The organism is Halomonas sp. H2 (genome assembly GCF_050215315.1).
GTDB lineage: Bacteria > Pseudomonadota > Gammaproteobacteria > Pseudomonadales > Halomonadaceae > Vreelandella.
Genome location: NZ_CP189760.1, coordinates 1,435,651 through 1,456,002 on the forward strand (window position 1 = coordinate 1,435,651; position 20,352 = coordinate 1,456,002).

Below are 20,352 nucleotides of genomic sequence, written 5' to 3' on the forward strand. Positions count from 1 at the left end.
CATGCAGACTCGTTCGCTGGTGCGTTGGAGTGTATTGATAGCGGCTTGGCTACTAGGCAGTGTAGCCGTGCTGCTGCTACTGCTGCGAGTGGCTATTAGCCAAACAGACGCCCTTACTCCCCGTATTGAAGCGCTGCTTGAAGCGCAAATTGGCGTGCCGGTCACCCTCGAATATTTCTCGCTTTCATTGGCCCGTAATGACCTGATATTACGACTTGATGGTGTCAATGCTGAAACGCCGGATGGCCAAGCGCTGTTTTCTCTTGAGCAGGCCGGGCTGCGTTTAGATACGTGGGCCACGCTGACCAATTGGGCACCTATCTTTAGTGATGCTCGTATTAGCGGTTTAGAGTTTCATCTCTATCAAGACGCTGAATCGTCGTGGCAATGGCCCGAGCCCGCCGAGTTGCCGCTCCTGATAGCGCCAGATCCAGAGGTAGATCTAGAAACCGTCGATGTCTGGACAGGACTGGTTTTGCGCCAACGAGTATGGATAGATAACACCAGCGTGGTGCTACATGGTCAGCACGACACCGTAATGCTGCACGCCCAGACCTTGCTACTCACAGGCGATGAGCGGCGGACGCGACTGGGAGGCGCTATCAATATCGGTGAAACTATGCAGCAAGCCCAAGAGGAGGCTCTACCAGCAGCGGAAATAAAGGTCGAAATGCAGCCTGGCAAGAGCGGCTTTAGCGACTTCTCAGCCGCCCTGCAACTGGATATTCAGCTTGATCAGCTAGTCGTGCTAGCGGATATGTTCAGGCCCGATCATGCGGCCTATTTAGAGCAGGCTGGCGGCAGTGCGCGGCTATGGGGCCGCTGGAGTTCCGCGCGCCTTGAGGAAGTTCGCGTCGCTGTTGATGTTCCCCAGTTGACGTTGCGGCATAACGTTCAATACGCAGTATTAAGAAATATTGAGGCCAATGGCTTATGGCATCGCGACGGTGAAGGTGGCGAAGCATGGTTTAGTGGTGATGCTGAGAGCGTTGAGTGGGCACAGCCTTCTGGGGGCAATGCGGGGCCTGCGTTACCGCGGCATTGGCATGCTACCCATCAGCCCGGCGAGTGGGGGGTGCGTACCAGTGAGTTTGAGCTGGCATCGCTGACGGCCTGGCGCGATTACGTTCTGCTACCAGAGTCGGTGACGCGGGTATTACAAACACTTGCACCTCGTGGTCAAGTGCAAGGTTTGCATGTAGGCCAGAATGATGGGCGCTGGGGAGTGGATGCGGCGCTAACCAATGTGGAAGTATCGCCGTGGCAGCAGGCACCTGGTGGCGGCCCCTTGGACGCTTGGGTGCAGGCGCGAGATTTGCGCGGTCGAGTACTGTTTAGTAATGATGGTGATAGCACTCTCTATTTCCCTGAATTTTTTCAGGCTCCTATGCAGCTGCGACGTGCGGTAGGGGAAGTGGAGTGGGTGTATGACGGCCCCAATACCATGGTGAGCGGTAAGAATCTCAGCGTTGACTGGGATGGCGCGCAGGTGTCCGGTGGCTTTGGGTTAGCAATAGGCAACCAGCGCGGACATTTTGGTTTAGACCTTGATTTTAGCGAGGTGGATGCGCTTGAGCGCCCGCTGGCCCAGTGGCTGCCGTTAAGCGTTATGGATGATGGGCTGCGTGACTGGTTACTCGATGATATTGGTGGCTATGTGACCGAGGGGTCATTACAGCTAAGCCAACCGCTAGGAGAGGCGGTTACCGCCGATGATTTTACCGCCACCCTTGCCCTGGCAATCACCCAGGGGCATTTGCCAATTGCACCAGGCTGGCCGCGACTTGATGATGTGAAAGGGCGTCTTAAGTGGCAAAACAAGGTTCTAGAAGCGCAAGTCGAGCACGCTCAAAGCCACGGTATTACGGCGTCAGAGGGCGAAGTGGTGATGGAAAATGAGATGCTCAACCTTTCTGGACAGTTAAGTGCGGATGGCCCTGCACTGGCCACTTTTTTACAGGCAATGCCCGATATTGATTTTTCCCCGCTGAGTGATTTGCGCGTCACGGGAGAGGTTAACGGCGATATTGCGCTGTCGTTGCCCCTTGAAACGCCTGATGCCCTGCAGTTGGAGATCAATGCCCAACCACGCTTCTCCGAAGTGGTCTATCAGCCGTTGGATTTACGCCTTCAGTCGGTTGAGGGGGATCTTGCGTGGCTGCAGGATGGTGTAAGCAAAGGGCTCGTCGGCGACGCTAAAGCCCAACTGCTGGGCGGCGCAATAGCCGCCGATATTGATACCCAAAACGACGCGATAGAGCTACAGGGTAATGTCGCTACCTCTGCTCTGTTTGGGCTTGCCGGAATCGATAACAGCCAAGGGCGTTTGCCGCTGGAAGGGCAGTTACAGTGGCAAGGTAATGTCAGCGTAATGCCGGCACCCACTCTACGCCTGGAAAGCCGTTTAGTCGGTATCACCAGTCACTTACCGGAGCCCTTTGCAAAAACGGCTCAGCAGCCATGGCCTTGGACGCTGACGGTCGATAGCGAATCTGGCCGATTCGAGAGCCGTTTGGCTGATATTGCTTCGGCGCGCCTTCAGCAACTCAATGACACCTTTGCCGGGACGCTGCATTTAGGCAGTGAAGCCGCGCGTCTCCCGAGTTGGCCCACTCGGCCAGGGGTGAGCCTTGCCGCTAACGTGCCGCGGCTTGACCCGCTTGCCTGGCAGCAGGCGCTTGCGCCGCTTATGTCAGGCGGCTCGACGATGGTCTCTGGCGGCGATACACCCATGCCGCTAGCGGTATCGCTAATAACACCGTGCGTGGTTTACCGCAACGAGTGTTTAGGCAGTGTCGACGCCGCGGGAAGCATTAATGGTGGCCTGATTGATCTGGGCCTGGGCGGGAATCTTGTTACCGGGCGGTTAAAGTACCGCGAGGAAGCGCCCCATCCCTTGGATATAACCATTGAGTCACTAGCGCTAGATCGTTTGTTGGACTTGGCCAACGTTGAGCACGACAGCGATGCGCCAATGCCAGGCTCCTGGATGGAGTCGGTGGAAACCGAGCGCGAGGCACCTGCGGTGATTCCAGACTGGCTGGCCGATGTGCCGAACGGGCGGTTACGTTTAGCGGAAATTGCCATGGGGCCGCGTCGCTTTGGCCCCTTGACCGCTTATTGGAAAACCGATGGCGAGCGCTTTTCACTCAACCCCGTCGGCTTAACTCTGGGGCAGCTCTCCGCGCGGGGTGAGCTGCACTGGGAGGGAGACTCTGTTTCCAGCCATACCCGTGCGGATATTTCTGTGCAAGGGGGGGATATCGGGACGGCACTTGAACGGCTTGACCAGCCGGTGGTGATGCGAAGCCGTAGCACCGATGTGAACGCCTCACTCGATTGGCCGGGCGGGCCCTGGCAGTTGGATTTAAGCCAAGCCGACGGCACTATCCGAACCGACATTCGTAATGGTAGCTTTGTAACCCTGGAATCCGCACCAGTGCGGTTAATTGGCTTGCTCAATTTCGACAATATTTTGCGCCGCCTGCGGTTGGATTTCTCTGATGTCACCGATCAAGGGACAGCATTTGACCGCGTGCAGGGAACGGCTGGCGTAGCGGATGGCCTGTTGACGCTGCAAGGGCCATTGCAAATTGACGCACCGGCCGCCACCCTAGCGTTTACTGGCACGGTCGATCTGGTTAACCGTGAACTTGATCAGCGGCTTGGCGTCACACTGCCAGTGACGCAAAGTTTGCCCATCGCGGCGATTGCCGTTGGTGCGCCCATTGTGGGCGGCGCACTGTTTCTCGCCGACCAGCTGTTTGGCGACGCTCTAGATCGCGCCACAGCTCTCCATTATCGTGTGCGAGGCCCTTGGACCTCGCCGCAAGTTTCATTAGAAGGCCCCCAATGACCGCATATAAAAGTGATGTAGATACCGCTGCCGCCATCCTGCTAACACCAGGGGGATTAGATTTAGATGCGCTAGATACCGGCTTAGGCTATGCCATGGGTGCGGGCGTTGACTATGCTGACCTCTATTTTCAGCGTACCTGGCAAGAGGGCTGGGTGTTGGAGGATGGCGAGGTAAAAGAGGCCAGCTACAATATCGATGGTGGTGTCGGTGTGCGCTCGTTGGCGGGTGAAAAAACTGGCTTTGCCTACTCAAACCAAATTACTGCCGATGCGTTGATGGACACCGGCCGCACAGCGGCGGGTATTGTACGCAGTGGCAAACGCCTACCGGGGCAGGCAGTCAATCCGGTTTCTGCTATGTCGCGCTATGCGGGCATTGATCCGTTGGCAGGCCTTAGCGCTGAAGACAAAGTTACTATGTTAAAACAGGCGGACCGGGTGGCGCGAGCAGCGGATCCCAGTATTAGCCAAGTGAGCGCTTCACTGTCAGGCACCTACGAAGTGGTGTTGGTGCGGGCTAGCGATGGCACTCTGGCGGCGGATATTCGCCCGCTGGTGCGCTTCAATGTCAGCGTTATTGCGGTCAAAAATGGTCGTCGCGAGCGTGGCAGCGCTGGTGGCGGTGGCCGTTACTCAATGGCTAAACTACGCGATGATCAGGTCGCAGAGCAGTACGCTAAAGAAGCGGTGCGTCAGGCGCTGGTCAATCTTGAAGCTATTGATGCGCCCGCCGGCCAAATGCCTGTGGTGTTGGCGTCAGGTTGGCCAGGGATCTTGCTCCATGAAGCCGTTGGCCACGGCCTGGAAGGCGATTTCAATCGCAAGGGCAGTTCCGCCTTTGCCGGGCAGATGGGCAAACGCGTGGCTGCAAAAGGGGTTACCGTGGTGGACGACGCGACCCTGGCGGATTGCCGTGGCTCCATGAGTGTGGATGACGAGGGCACACCGGGCCAATACACCCCGCTTATCGAAGACGGTATTTTGACCGGCTATATGCAGGACAAACTCAATGCCCGCCTGATGGGTATGGCGCCTACAGGCAACGCACGGCGTGAATCCTTCGCGCACCTACCGATGCCGCGCATGACCAATACCGTCATGCTGGCTGGCCAAGATGAGCCAAGCGATATCATTAAGAGCGTTAAACGCGGTATTTACGCGGTCAGCTTTGGCGGCGGTCAAGTCGACATAACTTCTGGAAAATTCGTATTTTCGGCCAGCGAAGCCTATCTGATTGAAGATGGCAAAGTGACGGCGCCGGTGAAAGGCGCCACGCTGATTGGTAATGGACCGGAAGCAATGGGCTGTGTCTCAATGATTGGCCATGATATGGCGCTGGACACGGGAATTGGCGTGTGTGGTAAAGAGGGGCAGGGCGTACCGGTCGGTGTCGGCCAGCCTACCCTGAAATTGGATGAGCTGACCGTCGGCGGTACGCAATCTTAAGTGCAGGCCTTAAAGAGCGAGCGTTTCGCGCAGGTGTTTGAAGAGTTTACGCGAGCTGGTCGGCGGTTTGCCCTGTTCGCGTTCCCGCTGAGCGTTACGAATTAATTGACGCAGCGTTTGGCGGTCGGCATCGGGGTGTTCGATCATGAAGAGGTCGACAGCCTCATCGCCCTCGTCAATTAAGCGTTCCCGCCACTTTTCGAGGCGGTGGAAAGCGTGGTCGCGCTGCTCCTGCTGTTGATCAATGGAGTCGAACACGGCCTGAATGGCAGCCAGATCCTCTTTACGGATTAACTTGCCGACGTACTGCATATGGCGGCGGCGGCCCTCATGGGAGCGGATGCGCGAGGTTTCCTCGATAGCGCGCAGCATATCGTCGGAAAGCGGGAAGCGGGCGCGTTCTGCCGGTCGCATGGCAATTAAGGTTTCCCCAAGTGCTTGTAAAGCATGCATTTCACGTTTGAGTTGCGATTTGCTAGGGCGTTCTTCTTGGTCTTCTACTTCAACTGGATCGGGACGTTGCTTACGCATAGTGTGACTCACTGACAAGATTCGTTGCAGCATTATAACAGCTGCGAGTACAACATTGATTCGCCGAAGACACTCTCTTGAAAGGCACTCTCTTGAAAGATATTTGGTTGAGAGTCATTCGGTTGAAAAAGGAGGCCATATGGCACAAGCATTTGATGCATCTGCTCAGCAGTCGTTACTGACCGCGCGGGCCGAAGAGGCGCTAGCGCTGGCGAAGCGATTGGGCGCGGATGCCGCAGAGGTAGGCGCAAGTGTGGATCAGGGCATAGGCGTCAGCGTTCGCCAGGGTGAAGTTGAAACGGTTGAGCTTTCGCGCGATCAAGGTATCGCCGTTACGCTTTACGTGGGCCAACGTAAGGGCAGCGCTTCTTCTACAGACGCCAGCAGCGCCTCGATTCAGGCAGCGGTGGAGAAAGCGCTAGCGATCGCTCGCTATACCGGTGAAGACCCGGCGGCAGGGTTGGCCGATGGCTCACTGATGGCGACCGAGCTGCCGGACTTAAAAGTGCATTATCCCTGGGCGCTCACCACCGACCAAGCGATTGAATTGGCACTTGCCTGCGAGCAGGCGGGGCGTGATGTGGAAGGCATCTCTCAATCGGACGGCGCGTCACTCTCAAGCGGTGAAGGCGTGCGCGTTTATGCCAATAGCCACGGCTTTTTAGGTACTCAAAAAGGCAGCAGCCATTCGCTGTCGTGCATGCTGATCGCCCAAGATACAAGCGGTATGCAGCGCGACTACGACTATACCTCTGCCCGTGATCCACAAGCGTTACGTGACCCTGCCGAAGTGGGCCGTGAAGCGGCTGCCCGCACACTGCGTCGGCTGGGTGCCAAACGTCCGCCCACGGGTACCTTTCCGGTCCTGTTTGATCCGTCGTTAGCCGGTGGTTTGATTGGTCACTTACTCGGCGGTATCGCCGGCGGGGCGTTATACCGCCAAGCCTCGTTTCTGTGTGATCGGCTCGGTACGCCGCTGTTTCCCGATTGGTTCAGCCTTGAAGAGCGGCCAATGGAAGTCGGTGCCACGGCGAGCTCGCCATTTGATGGAGAAGGGGTACAGACACGCAATAACCGCTTTATCAACCAGGGCTCTATTGCCAGCTATATGCTCTCTTCTTACAGTGCTCGGCGGCTGAGTATGCAAACCACGGGTAATGCCGGTGGGGCGCGTAATGTACGCCTAATGGCGCCGTTGCAATCCCGTGATAGCTTGCTGCAGGAGATGGGGCAGGGAATTTGGGTGACAGAACTGATGGGTCAGGGCGTCAATGGCGTGACCGGTGACTACTCCCGCGGGGCGGCGGGCTTTTGGGTGGAGAACGGTGAAGTGCAGTACCCGGTCGAAGAGTTCACCATTGCCGGTAACCTGGAGCGGATGTTCGCCGGGTTAGTGGGGATTGGCGATGACACCGATACCCGTGGCAGTGTTCACACGGGCAGTTGGTTAATTGACGCCATGACGGTGGCCGGTGACTAATCCTCAGCAACTTAAACTTTAGCAACCAGAACCGCTTACTGATCTTCTTCAAAGCGGGCATCGAACAGCGCTTGAATCGCATCAAGCGCCTGTTCAGCGTCATCGCCTTCGGCGTTGATGATGAGCTCGGTACCGCAGGGTGCCGCCAGCATCAGCAACGACATAATATTGGCGGCGTCGGCGACCTGTTGCTGTTTATAAACCCTTATTTTAGCCGTATAGCGTTGGCCGCATTTGACCAGTTTTGTCGCCGCGCGGGCGTGGAGTCCGCGTTGATTGGTAAGTGTAAGTATTCTTTCTGGCACCCTGGTTCCTTTTTGCCGAGTGGTGTCATTAATGGGTAGAAGCGCTTAGGAAGTCTCTTGCCGCTCGTCAGTATGATGTGGGTTATCCAAGGCGGCATCAGGCTGCTCACTTAGCGTGTACTGCAAGCCTAGCTCCCGATGGCGCAGCTGAACTTCACCCATTCCAGGCGCCAGCCGTTTAGCCAACTGCTCAACCATATAGACCGAGCGGTGTTGTCCCCCCGTGCAGCCAATGGCAATGGTCATGTAGCTGCGCTGGCTATTTTGGTAGGCGGGCAGCCAGCGCTCAAGCCATGCCTGTATATCGTTGCTCATGGCATCGACAATCGGATAGCTGGTTAAGAAAGCGACGATGTTAGCGTCGCGGCCAGTGAATTGGCGCAGCGTTGGATCCCAGTAAGGGTTGGGCAAACAGCGAACGTCGAATACTAAATCGGCATCTAGTGGTACACCACGTTTATAACCGAATGACTCAAGCGTTAGCGTCAGTTTATCCGGCCGCTGATGTGCCACCTGGTCGGTAATGCGTCGGCGTAAGTCGTGTACCGACAACCGCGATGTGTCGATCACTAGGTCGGCTAGATCGCGAATATCCTCTAGCGTCTCCTCTTCTTTGTTGATCGCCTCTTCCAGGGTCATCTCGCTATCTCGGGTCAGCGGATGGCGTCGCCGGGTAGCGGAGTAACGTTCAAGCAGGATGCGGGCATCGGTGGTCAGGTAAATAACTTGAAAATCAATCTTACGCTGGCACAGTTCCTCTAATAACGTGGGCAGACGTTCCAGTGCGCCAGGTAAGTTACGCGCATCAATACTGACCGCCAAATGAGCGCGGTCGCCCTGATCGCGTAATTGATCCACCAACGACCCGAGCAGCATGGCGGGCAGGTTATCAATGGCGTAGTAGCCAAGATCCTCCAGCGCTTGTAAGGCGATAGATTTACCTGACCCGGAGCGGCCGCTAATGATCACCAGTTGCATAGAGTCTCGCTTTGCTTAGATCAAGCTGCATTGGGGGTGGTGGGCGAAGCATCAACTTAGCGTGTAAAATACCATTAGTTGGCTTTCACAACTTAAATTGGCGTTAACGACTTAGAACGTTGAATGCTCACGCATTTTGGCGGTAATAAGCTCAAGCAGCTCGCGCTGACTGCCTGCCTTGCGCAGTTGGTGGCGAGTATCCGCATCATTCATGATGGTCGCTACCTGGCCGAGTAGGGATAGGTGCGTGTCGTCTGCCTCTTCGGGTACAAGTAGGACAAACACCAGATCAACTGGGTCGCCATCAATGGCGTCGAAATCAATCGCTTCTGACAGTTTTAAAAAACCAGCGATAGGCGCCGAACAGTGCGGGCTGCGTGCGTGTGGGATGGCCACGCCATTGCCGATACCGGTGCTGCCTAAGCGTTCTCGACCGATTAACCGGCTAAACACTTCTTGGCTGTCCAGGCTGGGCGTATTTTGTGCGATAAAGGTGCTGAAAAATTCCAGCACCCTTTTTTTGCTGCCCCCGGGCACGTCGAACAGAACGCGTTCCGGGGGGAGTATGGTTTCCAACGTCATTGAATTAACGCACACCTGCGCCTTGGGCGCGGGCTTGTGCTTTTTCCTTATGTTTAACGAGTTGTCGATCGATTTTATCCGCTAGGGCGTCGATAGCGGCGTACATATCACTGTCGAGGGCTTCCGCATGTAAATCAGCACCTGCGGCGTGCAGTGTGCAGGCGGCCTGTTGGCGCTCTTTCTCCACTGATAAGGTGACTTGCACCGTGGTTATGTTGTCGTAATGGCGCTCTACACGTTCAAGCTTTTCGTTGACATAGTCACGCAAGGCGTCAGTCAGATCTACGTGATGACCAGTGATATTTACTTGCATTGACGTACTCCTTATCCATCGGACTGTACTTCGATTGTAACCCTTTTTGCCGCGTTGCAAAGCCCTTGTCGAGAGTTTCCCTTAATCGTTGACGAGTGCTAGCGAAGACGACGTCGTTCGCTGGACGAGAGGATGCCCATGGCTTCACGATATTTAGCCACTGTACGACGCGCTACTTGAATGCCGCCTTCATCCAGTAGCGTGACTAAGCGGCTGTCAGAAAGCGGTTTGCCCGGCGGTTCTTCCTGAATAAGTTTTTTGAGCCTGGCGCGAATAGCGGTGCTGGAGTGGCTGTCGCCATCTTGGCCGCTCACTTGGCTTGAGAAAAAGTATTTAAGTTCAAACACACCACGGGGCGTATGGATATATTTTTGCGTGGTGACCCGTGAAATCGTTGATTCGTGCATCTCCACGGCTTCTGCTATGTCAGCCAATATCAGCGGTTTCATAGCTTCTTCGCCGTGCTCTAAAAAGCCAATTTGCCGGGTGATAATTTCGCGACCCACGCGCAGCAGCGTATCGTTACGGCTGGAGAGGCTTTTGATTAGCCAGCGTGCTTCTTGGAGGTGCTCTTTAAGAAACTGGTTGTCCTGGCTTTTGTCCGCACGCTTTATCAAACTGGCGTAATCGGGCTGAATGCGCAGCCGCGGCAAGGCTTCTGGGTTGAGCTCTAGGTGCCAGCCTTCGTGGTCATGGCGAACTACCAGGTCGGGCGTCACATAGCTGTCGGCGGTGTCACCGTAGGCGCTACCGGGGCGTGGGTCGAGGCTGCGTATCAGTTGAATGACATCGGTCAACTGCTCGTCGTCGAGCCCTAAGCGGCGCTTGAGTAGGCGTATGTCGTCTTTACCCAGCGATTCAAGAAACTGGCGCACTAAGCGGCGAGCGGGGGCGAGTAGCGGTGTGTCGTCCGGGAGTGCTGCGAGTTGCAGCATCAAACATTCGCGCAGATCGCGAGCAAAGATGCCGGTCGGTTCAAACTGCTGGAGTTTGAGCAGAATCGTTTCTACTTCGCGCTGGCTAAGCCCGTCAATTCCCTGGGCGCGTAGGCCTTCACGAATATCATTGAGTGGTTGGGTCAAGTAGCCGTTGGCATCCAGTGCGTCGATTAAGCTCTCTGCAACGAGCTGTTCACGAACACTGAAATCCGTCATGGCAAGCTGCCAAAGCAGGTGACCATGAAGGCTTTGTCCGGCGGCTTGGCGCTCAAAATCTGGGCCTTCACTGCTGTTGCCGCCCAGGCTGTTTGAATCTTGATAGGTATCTGACCAGTCGCTATCTACCGACAGTTCAGTGGGTATGCTCTCTGACCACTCCTCCTCTTTAGGCTCGCTGACAGCCTGTTCGCTGAATTCATCCTCTTGCTCAAGCATGGGATTGGCATCCAAGGCCTGCTGAATTTCTTGCCTCAGATCCAGCGTAGAGAGTTGTAATAGGGCAATCGCCTGCTGCAGCTGAGGAGTCATGGTCAGCTGTGTGCCAATACGCAGTTGTAGAGAAGCTTTCATGACCATCTGAGAACCACGCGTTAATCGGAAAGCTTCACCCTAGTGCGAGAGAGTATCGGTTGCAAGTGCAATAAGCATGCCATTGGTAGTAAAGTTGTTGCAGAACGCTAATTACGGGCAAAAATAGGCGTGGCGTTAAAAGCGCTTAGAGACGAAAATCAGCGCCCAGATAAACCTCTCTTACCTTCTGGTTATCGAGAATAGCGCTGGGAGAGCCACTGGCAATGATTTGGCCGTCACCGACGATATAGGCGATATCACAAATATCGAGGGTTTCTCGCACATTATGATCGGTTATCAGTACGCCGATATGACGCTGCTTCAACGCACGGATAATGGTTTTAATCTCACCGACCGAAATAGGGTCAACCCCGGCAAAGGGTTCATCCAATAAGATGAAGGCGGGTTCAGTGGCCAACGATCGAGCAATTTCCACACGCCTGCGTTCGCCGCCAGAAAGGCTCATGCCTAAATTATTGCGAATATGAGTGATATGAAAATCTTCCAGTAGGGCTTCCAGGCGTTGCTCGCGTCCGGCACGGTCAAGCTCTTTGCGGGTTTCTAAGATCGCCATAATATTATCGGCAACCGATAATTTACGAAAAATAGACGCTTCTTGGGGGAGGTAGCCAATCCCCGCCGCTGCGCGCTCGTGCATCGGGGCGCGGGTTAAATCCATCTCATCAATGCCTACTTTACCAGCATCGGATTTCACCAGCCCAACGATCATATAAAACGAGGTGGTTTTGCCCGCACCGTTGGGGCCAAGTAAGCCAACGACGCTGCCTTGGGAGATCTCAAGATTGATATCTTTGACTACCCGGCGGCGCTTATAGCTTTTCGCCAAGTGGTGGGCGTACAGGGTCTTGATTGGCGCAGTGTCAGCAGTGGCCACAGCTTGGCTCCTATTGTTCCGGCTGAAGGGTCATGCGAATGCGCTGCGGCTCGCTGCCTTCAACGTCAGAGCGCGCTTGGATTACTTCGCGATCGATAAAATACTCAAGGCGCCCGCCGGTGAAGGTATCTTCTTGCTGATTCAGCTCGGCTTGGTCGATTAGCTCAATGCGACGCTCGGCGACATGATAAATAATCCGTCGTGCCCAGCCTTCTGTAGGGCCATCCTGGCCTTCAGGCTGATGACGTACATAGGCGCGTTCTCCGGTGGATGTCGCCCGTGATAGCTCTCCCGCCTCGTTGCGCTCAATTGCCACCCGCTCACCGCGCAGCTGCATCTCGCCTTGGCGAATATTGACATCCCCAGTGTAAACGGCAGTCCCTGCGCGCTGATCAAGGTCCAGTTGGTCGGCTTCAACTTCTACCGGCGCCTGCTGTTGTGAGGGGCTGGATTGAGCCAGCGCGGGCAGCGGCACCGCAAGGGCAAAAAGAGCGGTATAGATAAGTGCTTTCATGGTGACCTCTATTAACGTTGCGCGGCTGGAGGGTGTGTGCCGCGCACATCATCAGTTAAACGAACTTGGCTCTCGTTTAGCCATACATCCATACGCGAAGCGTGCATTTGCTGGGGTGGTTGCTGCAGCAACACCGGCGTTTCACTCCACGCATGTTGGTTAAGACCATCATAATGCAACCGCTCGGTATCTAGCTGCCAGCCCTCATCCGGAGCGATCAGGCGCGCTGAACCCGACAGCTGCAGAGCTTGGGTGCGGGTATTGAGCGTACCGACCTCAGCGCTGGCCAGCCATTGGCGATCTTCGTTGTCATGGAGTATTGCTCTAGGCTCTTCGATCCAGGTTTCGCTACGCTGGGGGGTATGGATAAGGCGTGGCGTGGTTAGTGACTGCAAGACGTTGCCATTATCCCCGAACAGGGTGATGCCCGCGTTTTCCAGTACGTGGCCGGGTTCTTGGGCCTGTGCTTCTGGATCGATGACCGTGTCTTGAAGCCCACCTGGGTCTATCCATACCAACAGCGCGCCCAGCGCAATGACTAGCCCGCCAAGCCAGAGGCGCACTTTCAGCTGCTTCAACATTTATGCCCGACCGTGCAGATAGGTGTCGAGCACCGCGCCCCAGTGCCCTTGAGATTCCAATAACGTGTCGCAAATTTCGCGCACGGCGCCGTGGCCACCCAGGCGTTCTGTTGTCCAGTCGGCATGGGTGTGCATATAGTCCGGCGCATTGGGAACGGTAACCCCCACCCCGCAGCGTTTGATGGCGGCAAGATCGGGTAGATCGTCGCCGCAATAGGCCACTTGCTCCAGCTCAATATCCAAGCGCTGGCACAGCCCGCGTAGCGTAGCAAGCTTGTCTTCGCAGCCTTGATGAACGTGGTCGATGCCGAGAGCGGCGGCGCGCTGGGTAACCATGGGGGAGTCGCGTCCGGTGATCAGTGCCACATGAATGCCAACACGCTTAAGTAGTTTTAAGCCGTGACCGTCCTGCGTATGAAACGCTTTAATTTCAATGCCGTCAGCCTGGAAATAGAGGCGGCCATCGGTGAGTACGCCGTCAACGTCCAGCGCTAACAGGCGAATGCGCCGGAGTCGATCAAGTAGTGGTGCCGGTAGGGACATAAAACCTCCATTTCATTAAATTTAATAAGTCTTGCGGTAGCGGTGTTAGATCACGCCACTGGCGAGAAGGTCATGCATATGTAGCGCGCCGACGGGGCGCTGCTGCTCGTCAACTACCGCAAGCGCGGTAATCCGGCTCTCTTCCATGATGCGTACCGCTTCGGCCGCCAGAATGTCGGGGCCAATGCGTTTGCCCGGTCGGGTCATGACGTCGTCAACCAGAACGTCGCGCAGATTATGGAAATGATCCAGTGTGCGGCGCAGATCACCATCAGTGTAAACCCCGGCCAAACGACCGTCGCTATCTACCACGCAGGTAAAGCCCAGGCCCTGTCGGGTAATTTCTAATAGCGCGTCGCGCAGTGGGCTGCCCAGTGCGACCTGGGGCAGCCGCGCACCATCGTGCATAAGGTCTCTAACGCGTAGCAGTAATCGCTTACCTAAGCTGCCACCCGGGTGAGAAAGCGCAAAATCTTCTGCGGTAAAGCCGCGTGCTTCCAGCAGCGCCACGGCTAGTGCATCGCCCAGCGCAAGCGCTGCCGTGGTGGAGCTAGTGGGTGCCAAATCCAGCGGGCAGGCTTCGCGCTCCACGCCGCTGTTTAAGTGAGCATCGGCGTGCTTAGCAAGGGTCGAGTTGGGTCGCCCGGTCATGCTGACCAGCGGTGTCCCTAAGCGTTTTAGCAGCGGTAGTAGGGCGGTAACTTCGGCGGTTTCGCCGGAATTCGATAGCGCCAACACCACATCGGCACGAGTAATCATGCCTAAATCGCCGTGGCTGGCTTCGCCGGGGTGAACAAAAAAAGCCGGAGTGCCGGTGCTGGCCAGCGTCGCTGCCAGTTTGCCAGCGATATGCCCCGATTTGCCCATGCCGGTAACAACGACGCGGCCTTGGCAGGCAAGGATCAGCTCGCAGGCGCGGTCAAAGCTTTCGTCTAGCTTGGCCTGAAGGCCACCAATGGCTGCCTGCTCAATTTGCAGCGTACGCAGTGCGCTTTCGCGTAGTGGGCTGGGTGAAGCGAGAGGCTGGCGCATAGCGTTTTCTCTTAACGATTAAAAAATGAAATTTTTAGCTGCCAAGAATAACATCTCGACACTCTTAATAGGCAGTACTTGAATAGACAGTACTTGAATAGGCATTACTTGAGATTGGTGACCCTGATGCCTTAGAGATTGGGTAAGACCGCTTGGCTAATAATTTGCTCATCAATAGGAACACTCAATCGCTTAGTCGTGTGGCGTTATAATACAATGTTCGATAATGTTTTAGAAACGCCGTTTTTTAACTGTGATGGCGGCAAGTAAGGTATGATAGCCAGCCCTAGCTGCGCTTCGCTAAGAGTTAACTGATCCATGACAGATGCTGCTTTTATAGAAATTGAAGACCTCCATTTTTCACGTGGCGATCACGAGATTTTTCGTGGCGTCAATATGACCATCCCGCGCGGAAAAGTAACGGCAATCATGGGGCCCAGCGGTACCGGCAAGACGACGCTGCTCAAGCTGATTGGCGGGCAGCTAACACCAGAGCGTGGGCGAGTTCTGATCGATGGTCAGGATGTTCACCGGCTTTCGCGCAAAGCGCTGTTTACGCTACGTAAACGAATGGGGATGCTATTTCAAAGCGGCGCGCTATTTTCCGATTTAGATGTGTTTGAAAATGTCGCCTTCCCGCTACGCGTGCATACTGACTTACCCAACACCATGGTGCGCGATCTGGTGTTGCTGAAACTACAGGCAGTGGGCCTGCGCGGGGCGCGGCAATTAACACCCGCTGAACTATCGGGAGGAATGGCGCGCCGGGTAGCGCTAGCGCGTGCGGTGGCGTTGGACCCTGAACTGATTTTATATGATGAGCCTTTTGTCGGGCAGGATCCTATTTCGATGGGCGTGCTGGTACAGCTGATTAAACGCCTGAACCAGGCGCTGCAACTCACTTCGGTGGTGGTTTCTCACGATATCAAAGAGACGCTGAGTATTGCGGACTATCTCTACTTAATTGCCGATGGCCAGGTAGTGGCTCATGGCACGCCGCAAACCTTGGATACCAACCAAGACCCTCGGGTTAGCCAGTTTATTCATGGCGAGCCTGATGGTCCGGTGCCGTTTCACTATCCCGCCGAGGCGTTTTATTACGATATTCTGGGTGAAGCCCCGATTGCCAAGATAGGCTAAATGTAAAAGGTAGGGTCAATGCAGTCAAAATTCTCCGCTAGCACCGCACGCATCGCCCGACTGGGGCGTAGAGGGTGCGATTTAATGGAAGCGCTAGGCCGGGCAGGGGTGTTTCTTTTCCAATCGGCGCTTGGCGTGCCATCCCGAGAAGGCTGGCGGCTATGGTTGCACCAGATGCACTTTGTTGGCGTGCTGTCGTTAGCGATTGTATTGGTGTCGGGGCTGTTTATCGGCATGGTGCTGGCGCTGCAAGGGTATACCATTTTGATCGACTTCGGTGCTGAGCAGGCGCTTGGTCAGATGGTGGCGCTTTCGCTATTGCGTGAATTGGCGCCGGTAGTCGCCGCGCTGCTTTTCGCTGGCCGGGCTGGTTCGGCGCTAACGGCTGAAATAGGTTTGATGAAAGCCACCGAGCAACTCACTAGCATGGAAATGATCGGGGTTGATCCGCTGCGCCGGGTAGTGGCCCCGCGCCTGTGGGCAGGTTTTGTTTCGCTGCCGATTCTGACGGTGGGTTTTAGCGTGGTGGGTATTTACGGCGGCTACTTGGTAGGCGTTGAGTGGCTGGGTGTTTTTGAAGGCTCTTACTGGAGCGGCATGCAGGCCAACGTCTCCTTACTTAACGACATTGGTAACGGCATGATCAAAAGCGCTGTATTTGCCTTGGTGGTCACTTGGATCGCGGTATTCCAAGGCTATGATTTGGTGCCAACATCTGAAGGTATTTCCCGCGCTACCACACGCACGGTGGTGTACTCGTCGCTTGCAGTATTGGGGCTTGATTTTATGTTGACTGCCGTCATGTTTGGCGGCCTTTAATGGGTGGAGCAGTTTCATGAAGCGCAGTAAAACCATGGAGTTCGGTGTTGGTCTGTTTATGATCGCGGGCATTTTAGGCTTGGTATTCCTAGGCCTGCGTGTGAGTGGAGTGTCGCTCTCTGCACCGTCACAATCGTTTCAGCTAGAAGCCAACTTTGCCAATATCGGCAGCCTCAAGCCGCGTGCCCGCGTCACCATGGCCGGAGTGACAGTGGGGCGGGTAGAAGCGATTGAGCTAGACACCGAGTGGTATGATGCGCGGGTGGTGCTAAGCCTGGATAGCGAGCTTGAAGGCCAGCTGTCGCGGGACTCTATTGCCTCTATTCTGACCGCTGGACTATTGGGTGAACAGTATATTGGTATAAGTGTCGGTGGCGACCCTGAGATGCTGGAGGACGGTGGCAGGATACGCGATACCCAGTCGGCGCTGGTGCTGGAAGAACTTATTCAGCAATTTGTGTCCAATATGGCAAGCAATTAACCACAACCTAATACGATGGCGGGTAGGGAGATAACGATTATGAATGGAATTAATAGAGTGTCGGGTCGCTGGCTATTGGCTGCCACCATGGTGGTGGTGTTATTAATGCCGCTGCAGTCCCAGGCGCAGTCGCAATCACCAGAGGAGATGATTCGCGACAACGTTGAGTCGCTTATGGGCGATCTCGAAGGGCGAAAAGATTATTACGCCGATAATTTGGGTGAGCTTGAAACCTTAGTGGATAGCAACCTCGATCAAGTGGCGGATTTTCGCTATATCGGTGCCAGCGTTATGGGTAGCTATTTCCGCAATGCCACGCCTGAGCAGCGCAGTCGCTTTGCCGGTGTGTTTCGCCAAACGCTCATTGACACCTACACGCGCGGGTTAGTGACGTTTGATTATAACGAGCTGCGTGTTCTTGATGCTCAGCAATCTCAGCGTCATGATGATCAAGCCAGTGTTGCCATGGAAGTGGTCGCTAACAACGGCCAAGTGTATCCTGTGAGCTACAGTCTACGGCTTTCAGACGGCGAGTGGCGGGTGGTCAATGTTATCGTTAACGGCATCAACCTGGGGTTGACGTTCCGTAACCAGTTCGATCAAGCCATGCGTGATAATAACCGCGATTACGACGCGGTCATTGAAGGCTGGTCCCCCGAAGTAGGTGTTGACGAATTAGAGCAGGGGGGCGATGCGTGACAACGCTGTTTTCGCACCCTGGCGTTACCGTTAGCGTGGAAGGTACGGCTTTAACGGTTATTGGCGATGTGGAGGTAACCCTGGCGGCCGACTTGGCCGCCAGCGGCGTTGAATGGCTCAACTACACAGAGCTAGCGGCAGTCTTATTGGATTTCAGTCGCGTCGAAAAAGCCAGCAGTGTTGCCATCAGCGTGCTGTTTGAATGGCTGCGTATCTGCCGACAGCGCGGCATCCAGGTAGAGGCTATCCTCTTTTCAGCCCCTATGCGCCGGCTCGCCTCGTTGGCGGAGCTGGATGATTTGATTGATCATCCGGCGGTTGCCCTGGCTGTTTAAAGCAGCAGCATCGCCAAGCGCGCTGCTTTTCTTTATTATATCGTGCCTATTTACGCTTATTGATTATCAAGACCCCAAAAGGAGTTTTCTGCGCCATGCAACCCAACGAGGTAAAAGCACTGCTTGAATCCCGAATCGGCGGATGCCAGTTTCATATTCAGGGTGAAGGCTGTAACTTTCAGGTGATTGCGGTTGGCGATGCCTTTGAAGGTCTCTCTCCGGTCAAACGTCAGCAGCTGGTTTACGCTGCGCTCAGCGACGAGATCGCCTCTGGCGCACTTCACGCTATCAGCATTAAAACGTTTACTCCGACGCAGTGGCAAACTGCGCCGGAAAACGTCCAATAACGGACGCCCTATGGATAAGCTACTCATTACTGGCAACGGGTCAGTCGACGGTGAAGTATGGGCAAGCGGTGCTAAAAATGCTGCGTTGCCCATTCTGTGTGCCAGTCTGCTGGCCGATGGTCCGGTGGTTATTGGTAATTTGCCTCACCTGCAGGATATTACCACCACGCTTGAACTGTTGGGGCGTATGGGCGTTGAGCCCGTAATGGGTGAAAAGATGAGCATTCAGTTGGATGGTTCTCAGGTCACCCAGTGCCACGCGCCCTACGAATTAGTTAAGAAAATGCGCGCCTCGATTCTAGTGCTTGGGCCGTTACTCGCCCATTTTGGGAAAGCGGATGTGTCGCTTCCCGGTGGCTGTGCGATTGGCTCGCGACCGGTGGATTTGCACATTCGTGGGCTGGAAGCCATGGGCGCAGATATCCGCGTTGAGGCTGGCTATATCCGCGCACGGGTTGATGATCGCCTTAAAGGTGCGACTATTTACTTTGATACCGTAACGGTCACCGGTACTGAAAACCTGCTGATGGCGGCGACCTTGGCCGATGGCAAGACCATTTTAGAAAATGCCGCCCGTGAGCCCGAAATTGTCGACTTGGCGCAGTGCTTGATCAAAATGGGCGCCAAGATAAGCGGCCATGGCACAGATACCATCACCATTGAAGGTGTTGAGAAGCTGCATGGCTGCGAACACGATGTCATGCCCGACCGTATCGAGACAGGCACGTTTTTAGTTGCCGCCGCCATGACCGGCGGGCGGGTGAAGGTTAAGCGTACTCGCGCAGATATTTTGGAAGCGGTGATTGCCAAGCTGGAAGAGGCGGGGGCCGACGTTACCAGCGGTGACGACTGGATCGCCCTGGATATGCACGGTAAGCGACCAAAGGCGGTTAATATTCGCACCGCGCCTTATCCTGCCTTCCCAACCGATATGCAGGCGCAATTTGTGGCCATGAACGCAGTAGCCGTAGGGCATTCTCGAGTGGTTGAGACCATTTTTGAGAACCGCTTTATGCACGTTCAAGAGCTTAATCGCATGGGGGCTAATATTGTACTGGAAGGCAACACTGCACTGATTGAAGGGGTGGAGAAGCTTTCTGGTGCGCCCGTGATGGCGACCGACCTGCGCGCTTCCGCTTCGCTTGTCATTGCGGCGATGATGGCCGAGGGTGAGACGCTGGTAGATCGGATCTATCACATTGACCGTGGCTACGAGTGTATCGAAGAGAAATTGCAGCTGCTGGGTGCGCGCATTCGCCGTATTCCTGGCTAAGCCAAGCTACTAACCACTGGCCTATTTGATGAGTAAGCAACTGATTTTAGCCCTCTCGAAGGGCCGTATTCTTGAAGAAACGCTGCCACTACTCGCGGACGCGGGCATAACGCCCGCTGAAGACCTGAGTAAAAGCCGTAAGCTGCTGTTTGATACTAACTTGCCCGACGTAAAGCTGGTGATTATTCGCGCTACGGATGTACCCACTTACGTTCAACTGGGTGCTGCTGACGTCGGTATCGCGGGTAAAGACGTGCTGCTCGAGCATGGTGCCGAGGGCCTCTACGAGCCCCTAGACCTGGAGATTGCCCGTTGTAAGTTAATGACTGCGGGCGTTACCGGGCAGTTGCCAGCGCATGCCCGGCGTCGTGTGGCAACTAAGTTCGTTAATGTGGCGCGCCGCTACTACGCTGAGCAGGGCATCCAGGCGGAAGTCATTAAGCTCTACGGGGCCATGGAGCTTGCGCCCTTGATGAATTTGGCTGATGAGATTGTCGATATTGTTGATACCGGTAATACCCTGCGGGCGAATGGTATGGAGCCCCGCGAGCTTATCGCCCATATCAGCACCCGGCTGGTGGTGAATAAAGCCGCCATGACGATGAAGCATGATCGCATTAAGCCGTTATTGGCCCGTTTAGAAAGTGCGGTTCGAAAGCGCCAGACACAGCTTGCCGAATGATGTGAGATGA

22 protein-coding genes are annotated in these 20,352 nt (G+C 55.3%); 11 read left to right on the forward strand and 11 right to left on the reverse strand.

Annotated features, from left to right (window positions below; genetic code table 11):
• Position 1 precedes the first annotated feature (1 nt).
• On the forward strand, positions 2-3,856 hold the full coding sequence (locus ACQE2I_RS06560; protein ID WP_427030690.1) for a YhdP family protein: 3,855 nt from the start codon (positions 2-4) through the stop codon (positions 3,854-3,856).
• Entirely contained in the window at positions 3,853-5,304 is a 1,452-nt protein-coding gene (gene tldD, locus ACQE2I_RS06565) for a metalloprotease TldD (RefSeq protein WP_427030691.1), read from the forward strand. Before ACQE2I_RS06560 ends, tldD begins: the two co-directional genes overlap by 4 nt.
• A gap of 9 nt (positions 5,305-5,313) precedes the next feature.
• Here tldD and yjgA read toward each other — a convergent pair whose 3' ends face one another.
• Positions 5,314-5,835 carry a ribosome biogenesis factor YjgA gene (gene yjgA / locus ACQE2I_RS06570; RefSeq protein ID WP_427030692.1) on the reverse strand — a complete coding sequence of 174 codons (522 nt, stop codon included), beginning with the start codon at positions 5,833-5,835 and terminating at the stop codon, positions 5,314-5,316.
• Positions 5,836-5,974: 139 nt separating this feature from the next.
• Here yjgA and pmbA point away from each other — a divergent pair, with 139 nt between their 5' ends.
• Entirely contained in the window at positions 5,975-7,315 is a 1,341-nt protein-coding gene (gene pmbA, locus ACQE2I_RS06575; RefSeq protein ID WP_336269328.1) for a metalloprotease PmbA, read from the forward strand.
• A 35-nt stretch (positions 7,316-7,350) separates the two neighbouring features.
• Here pmbA and ACQE2I_RS06580 read toward each other — a convergent pair whose 3' ends face one another.
• From ACQE2I_RS06580 to ACQE2I_RS06625, 10 genes are all read right to left on the reverse strand, one after another.
• Positions 7,351-7,620 carry an HPr family phosphocarrier protein gene (locus ACQE2I_RS06580; protein WP_336269327.1) on the reverse strand — a complete coding sequence of 90 codons (270 nt, stop codon included), beginning with the start codon at positions 7,618-7,620 and terminating at the stop codon, positions 7,351-7,353.
• A gap of 45 nt (positions 7,621-7,665) precedes the next feature.
• On the reverse strand, positions 7,666-8,598 hold the full coding sequence (gene rapZ, locus ACQE2I_RS06585) for an RNase adapter RapZ (RefSeq protein ID WP_336269326.1): 933 nt from the start codon (positions 8,596-8,598) through the stop codon (positions 7,666-7,668).
• 111 nt (positions 8,599-8,709) lie between these two features.
• A complete protein-coding gene (locus ACQE2I_RS06590; protein ID WP_427030693.1) occupies positions 8,710-9,180 on the reverse strand; it encodes a PTS sugar transporter subunit IIA in 471 nt (156 codons plus the stop codon).
• Positions 9,181-9,184: 4 nt separating this feature from the next.
• Positions 9,185-9,493: a ribosome hibernation-promoting factor, HPF/YfiA family gene (gene hpf / locus ACQE2I_RS06595; RefSeq protein WP_071692811.1), complete on the reverse strand. Its 309-nt coding sequence runs from the start codon at positions 9,491-9,493 to the stop codon at positions 9,185-9,187.
• Positions 9,494-9,591: 98 nt separating this feature from the next.
• A complete protein-coding gene (locus ACQE2I_RS06600) occupies positions 9,592-11,007 on the reverse strand; it encodes an RNA polymerase factor sigma-54 (protein WP_427030695.1) in 1,416 nt (471 codons plus the stop codon).
• A 139-nt stretch (positions 11,008-11,146) separates the two neighbouring features.
• Positions 11,147-11,896, reverse strand: coding sequence for an LPS export ABC transporter ATP-binding protein (gene lptB, locus ACQE2I_RS06605; protein WP_427030696.1), 750 nt, complete (start codon positions 11,894-11,896; stop codon positions 11,147-11,149).
• A gap of 10 nt (positions 11,897-11,906) precedes the next feature.
• On the reverse strand, positions 11,907-12,410 hold the full coding sequence (gene lptA / locus ACQE2I_RS06610) for a lipopolysaccharide transport periplasmic protein LptA (protein WP_427030697.1): 504 nt from the start codon (positions 12,408-12,410) through the stop codon (positions 11,907-11,909).
• 11 nt (positions 12,411-12,421) lie between these two features.
• The gene (lptC, locus tag ACQE2I_RS06615; protein ID WP_427030698.1) at positions 12,422-12,991 is read right to left on the reverse strand and encodes an LPS export ABC transporter periplasmic protein LptC; all 570 of its coding nucleotides are present in this window, start codon (positions 12,989-12,991) and stop codon (positions 12,422-12,424) included.
• Positions 12,992-13,534: a KdsC family phosphatase gene (locus ACQE2I_RS06620; protein WP_427030699.1), complete on the reverse strand. Its 543-nt coding sequence runs from the start codon at positions 13,532-13,534 to the stop codon at positions 12,992-12,994.
• A 45-nt stretch (positions 13,535-13,579) separates the two neighbouring features.
• The gene (locus ACQE2I_RS06625; protein ID WP_427030701.1) at positions 13,580-14,566 is read right to left on the reverse strand and encodes a KpsF/GutQ family sugar-phosphate isomerase; all 987 of its coding nucleotides are present in this window, start codon (positions 14,564-14,566) and stop codon (positions 13,580-13,582) included.
• Positions 14,567-14,884: 318 nt separating this feature from the next.
• Between ACQE2I_RS06625 and ACQE2I_RS06630 the strand changes: the two genes are divergently transcribed.
• The 8 genes from ACQE2I_RS06630 (at position 14,885) to hisG (ending at position 20,342) form a co-directional block, all read left to right on the forward strand.
• Positions 14,885-15,706, forward strand: a complete 822-nt coding sequence (locus ACQE2I_RS06630; protein WP_427030702.1) for an ATP-binding cassette domain-containing protein — start codon at positions 14,885-14,887, stop codon at positions 15,704-15,706.
• 18 nt (positions 15,707-15,724) lie between these two features.
• The gene (mlaE, locus tag ACQE2I_RS06635; RefSeq protein ID WP_427030703.1) at positions 15,725-16,525 is read left to right on the forward strand and encodes a lipid asymmetry maintenance ABC transporter permease subunit MlaE; all 801 of its coding nucleotides are present in this window, start codon (positions 15,725-15,727) and stop codon (positions 16,523-16,525) included.
• Positions 16,526-16,541: 16 nt separating this feature from the next.
• Positions 16,542-17,006, forward strand: coding sequence for an outer membrane lipid asymmetry maintenance protein MlaD (mlaD, locus tag ACQE2I_RS06640; protein WP_427030705.1), 465 nt, complete (start codon positions 16,542-16,544; stop codon positions 17,004-17,006).
• An 87-nt stretch (positions 17,007-17,093) separates the two neighbouring features.
• The gene (locus tag ACQE2I_RS06645; RefSeq protein ID WP_427031398.1) at positions 17,094-17,705 is read left to right on the forward strand and encodes an MlaC/ttg2D family ABC transporter substrate-binding protein; all 612 of its coding nucleotides are present in this window, start codon (positions 17,094-17,096) and stop codon (positions 17,703-17,705) included.
• Positions 17,702-18,040 carry an STAS domain-containing protein gene (locus ACQE2I_RS06650; protein WP_427030706.1) on the forward strand — a complete coding sequence of 113 codons (339 nt, stop codon included), beginning with the start codon at positions 17,702-17,704 and terminating at the stop codon, positions 18,038-18,040. The genes ACQE2I_RS06645 and ACQE2I_RS06650 overlap by 4 nt, the downstream gene beginning before the upstream one ends.
• A gap of 95 nt (positions 18,041-18,135) precedes the next feature.
• Positions 18,136-18,387, forward strand: a complete 252-nt coding sequence (locus ACQE2I_RS06655; RefSeq protein WP_427030707.1) for a BolA family protein — start codon at positions 18,136-18,138, stop codon at positions 18,385-18,387.
• 10 nt (positions 18,388-18,397) lie between these two features.
• A complete protein-coding gene (murA, locus tag ACQE2I_RS06660; RefSeq protein WP_427030708.1) occupies positions 18,398-19,660 on the forward strand; it encodes a UDP-N-acetylglucosamine 1-carboxyvinyltransferase in 1,263 nt (420 codons plus the stop codon).
• Positions 19,661-19,688: 28 nt separating this feature from the next.
• Positions 19,689-20,342 (forward strand): ATP phosphoribosyltransferase, encoded by a 654-nt coding sequence (gene hisG, locus ACQE2I_RS06665; protein ID WP_308319866.1) that lies wholly within the window; start codon positions 19,689-19,691, stop codon positions 20,340-20,342.
• Positions 20,343-20,352: the final 10 nt, after the last annotated feature.

Coding starts and splice junctions, on each gene's coding strand:
- ACQE2I_RS06560 (WP_427030690.1), top strand. CDS start 2: ATGCAGACTCGTTCGCTGGTGCGTTGGAGTGTATTGATAGCGGCTTGG.
- tldD (WP_427030691.1), top strand. CDS start 3,853: ATGACCGCATATAAAAGTGATGTAGATACCGCTGCCGCCATCCTGCTA.
- yjgA (WP_427030692.1), bottom strand. CDS start 5,835: ATGCGTAAGCAACGTCCCGATCCAGTTGAAGTAGAAGACCAAGAAGAA.
- pmbA (WP_336269328.1), top strand. CDS start 5,975: ATGGCACAAGCATTTGATGCATCTGCTCAGCAGTCGTTACTGACCGCG.
- rapZ (WP_336269326.1), bottom strand. CDS start 8,598: ATGCAACTGGTGATCATTAGCGGCCGCTCCGGGTCAGGTAAATCTATC.
- ACQE2I_RS06590 (WP_427030693.1), bottom strand. CDS start 9,180: ATGACGTTGGAAACCATACTCCCCCCGGAACGCGTTCTGTTCGACGTG.
- hpf (WP_071692811.1), bottom strand. CDS start 9,493: ATGCAAGTAAATATCACTGGTCATCACGTAGATCTGACTGACGCCTTG.
- ACQE2I_RS06600 (WP_427030695.1), bottom strand. CDS start 11,007: ATGGTCATGAAAGCTTCTCTACAACTGCGTATTGGCACACAGCTGACC.
- lptA (WP_427030697.1), bottom strand. CDS start 12,410: ATGAAAGCACTTATCTATACCGCTCTTTTTGCCCTTGCGGTGCCGCTG.
- lptC (WP_427030698.1), bottom strand. CDS start 12,991: ATGTTGAAGCAGCTGAAAGTGCGCCTCTGGCTTGGCGGGCTAGTCATT.
- ACQE2I_RS06620 (WP_427030699.1), bottom strand. CDS start 13,534: ATGTCCCTACCGGCACCACTACTTGATCGACTCCGGCGCATTCGCCTG.
- ACQE2I_RS06625 (WP_427030701.1), bottom strand. CDS start 14,566: ATGCGCCAGCCTCTCGCTTCACCCAGCCCACTACGCGAAAGCGCACTG.
- ACQE2I_RS06630 (WP_427030702.1), top strand. CDS start 14,885: ATGACAGATGCTGCTTTTATAGAAATTGAAGACCTCCATTTTTCACGT.
- mlaE (WP_427030703.1), top strand. CDS start 15,725: ATGCAGTCAAAATTCTCCGCTAGCACCGCACGCATCGCCCGACTGGGG.
- mlaD (WP_427030705.1), top strand. CDS start 16,542: ATGAAGCGCAGTAAAACCATGGAGTTCGGTGTTGGTCTGTTTATGATC.
- ACQE2I_RS06645 (WP_427031398.1), top strand. CDS start 17,094: ATGGTGGTGGTGTTATTAATGCCGCTGCAGTCCCAGGCGCAGTCGCAA.
- ACQE2I_RS06655 (WP_427030707.1), top strand. CDS start 18,136: ATGCAACCCAACGAGGTAAAAGCACTGCTTGAATCCCGAATCGGCGGA.
- murA (WP_427030708.1), top strand. CDS start 18,398: ATGGATAAGCTACTCATTACTGGCAACGGGTCAGTCGACGGTGAAGTA.
- hisG (WP_308319866.1), top strand. CDS start 19,689: ATGAGTAAGCAACTGATTTTAGCCCTCTCGAAGGGCCGTATTCTTGAA.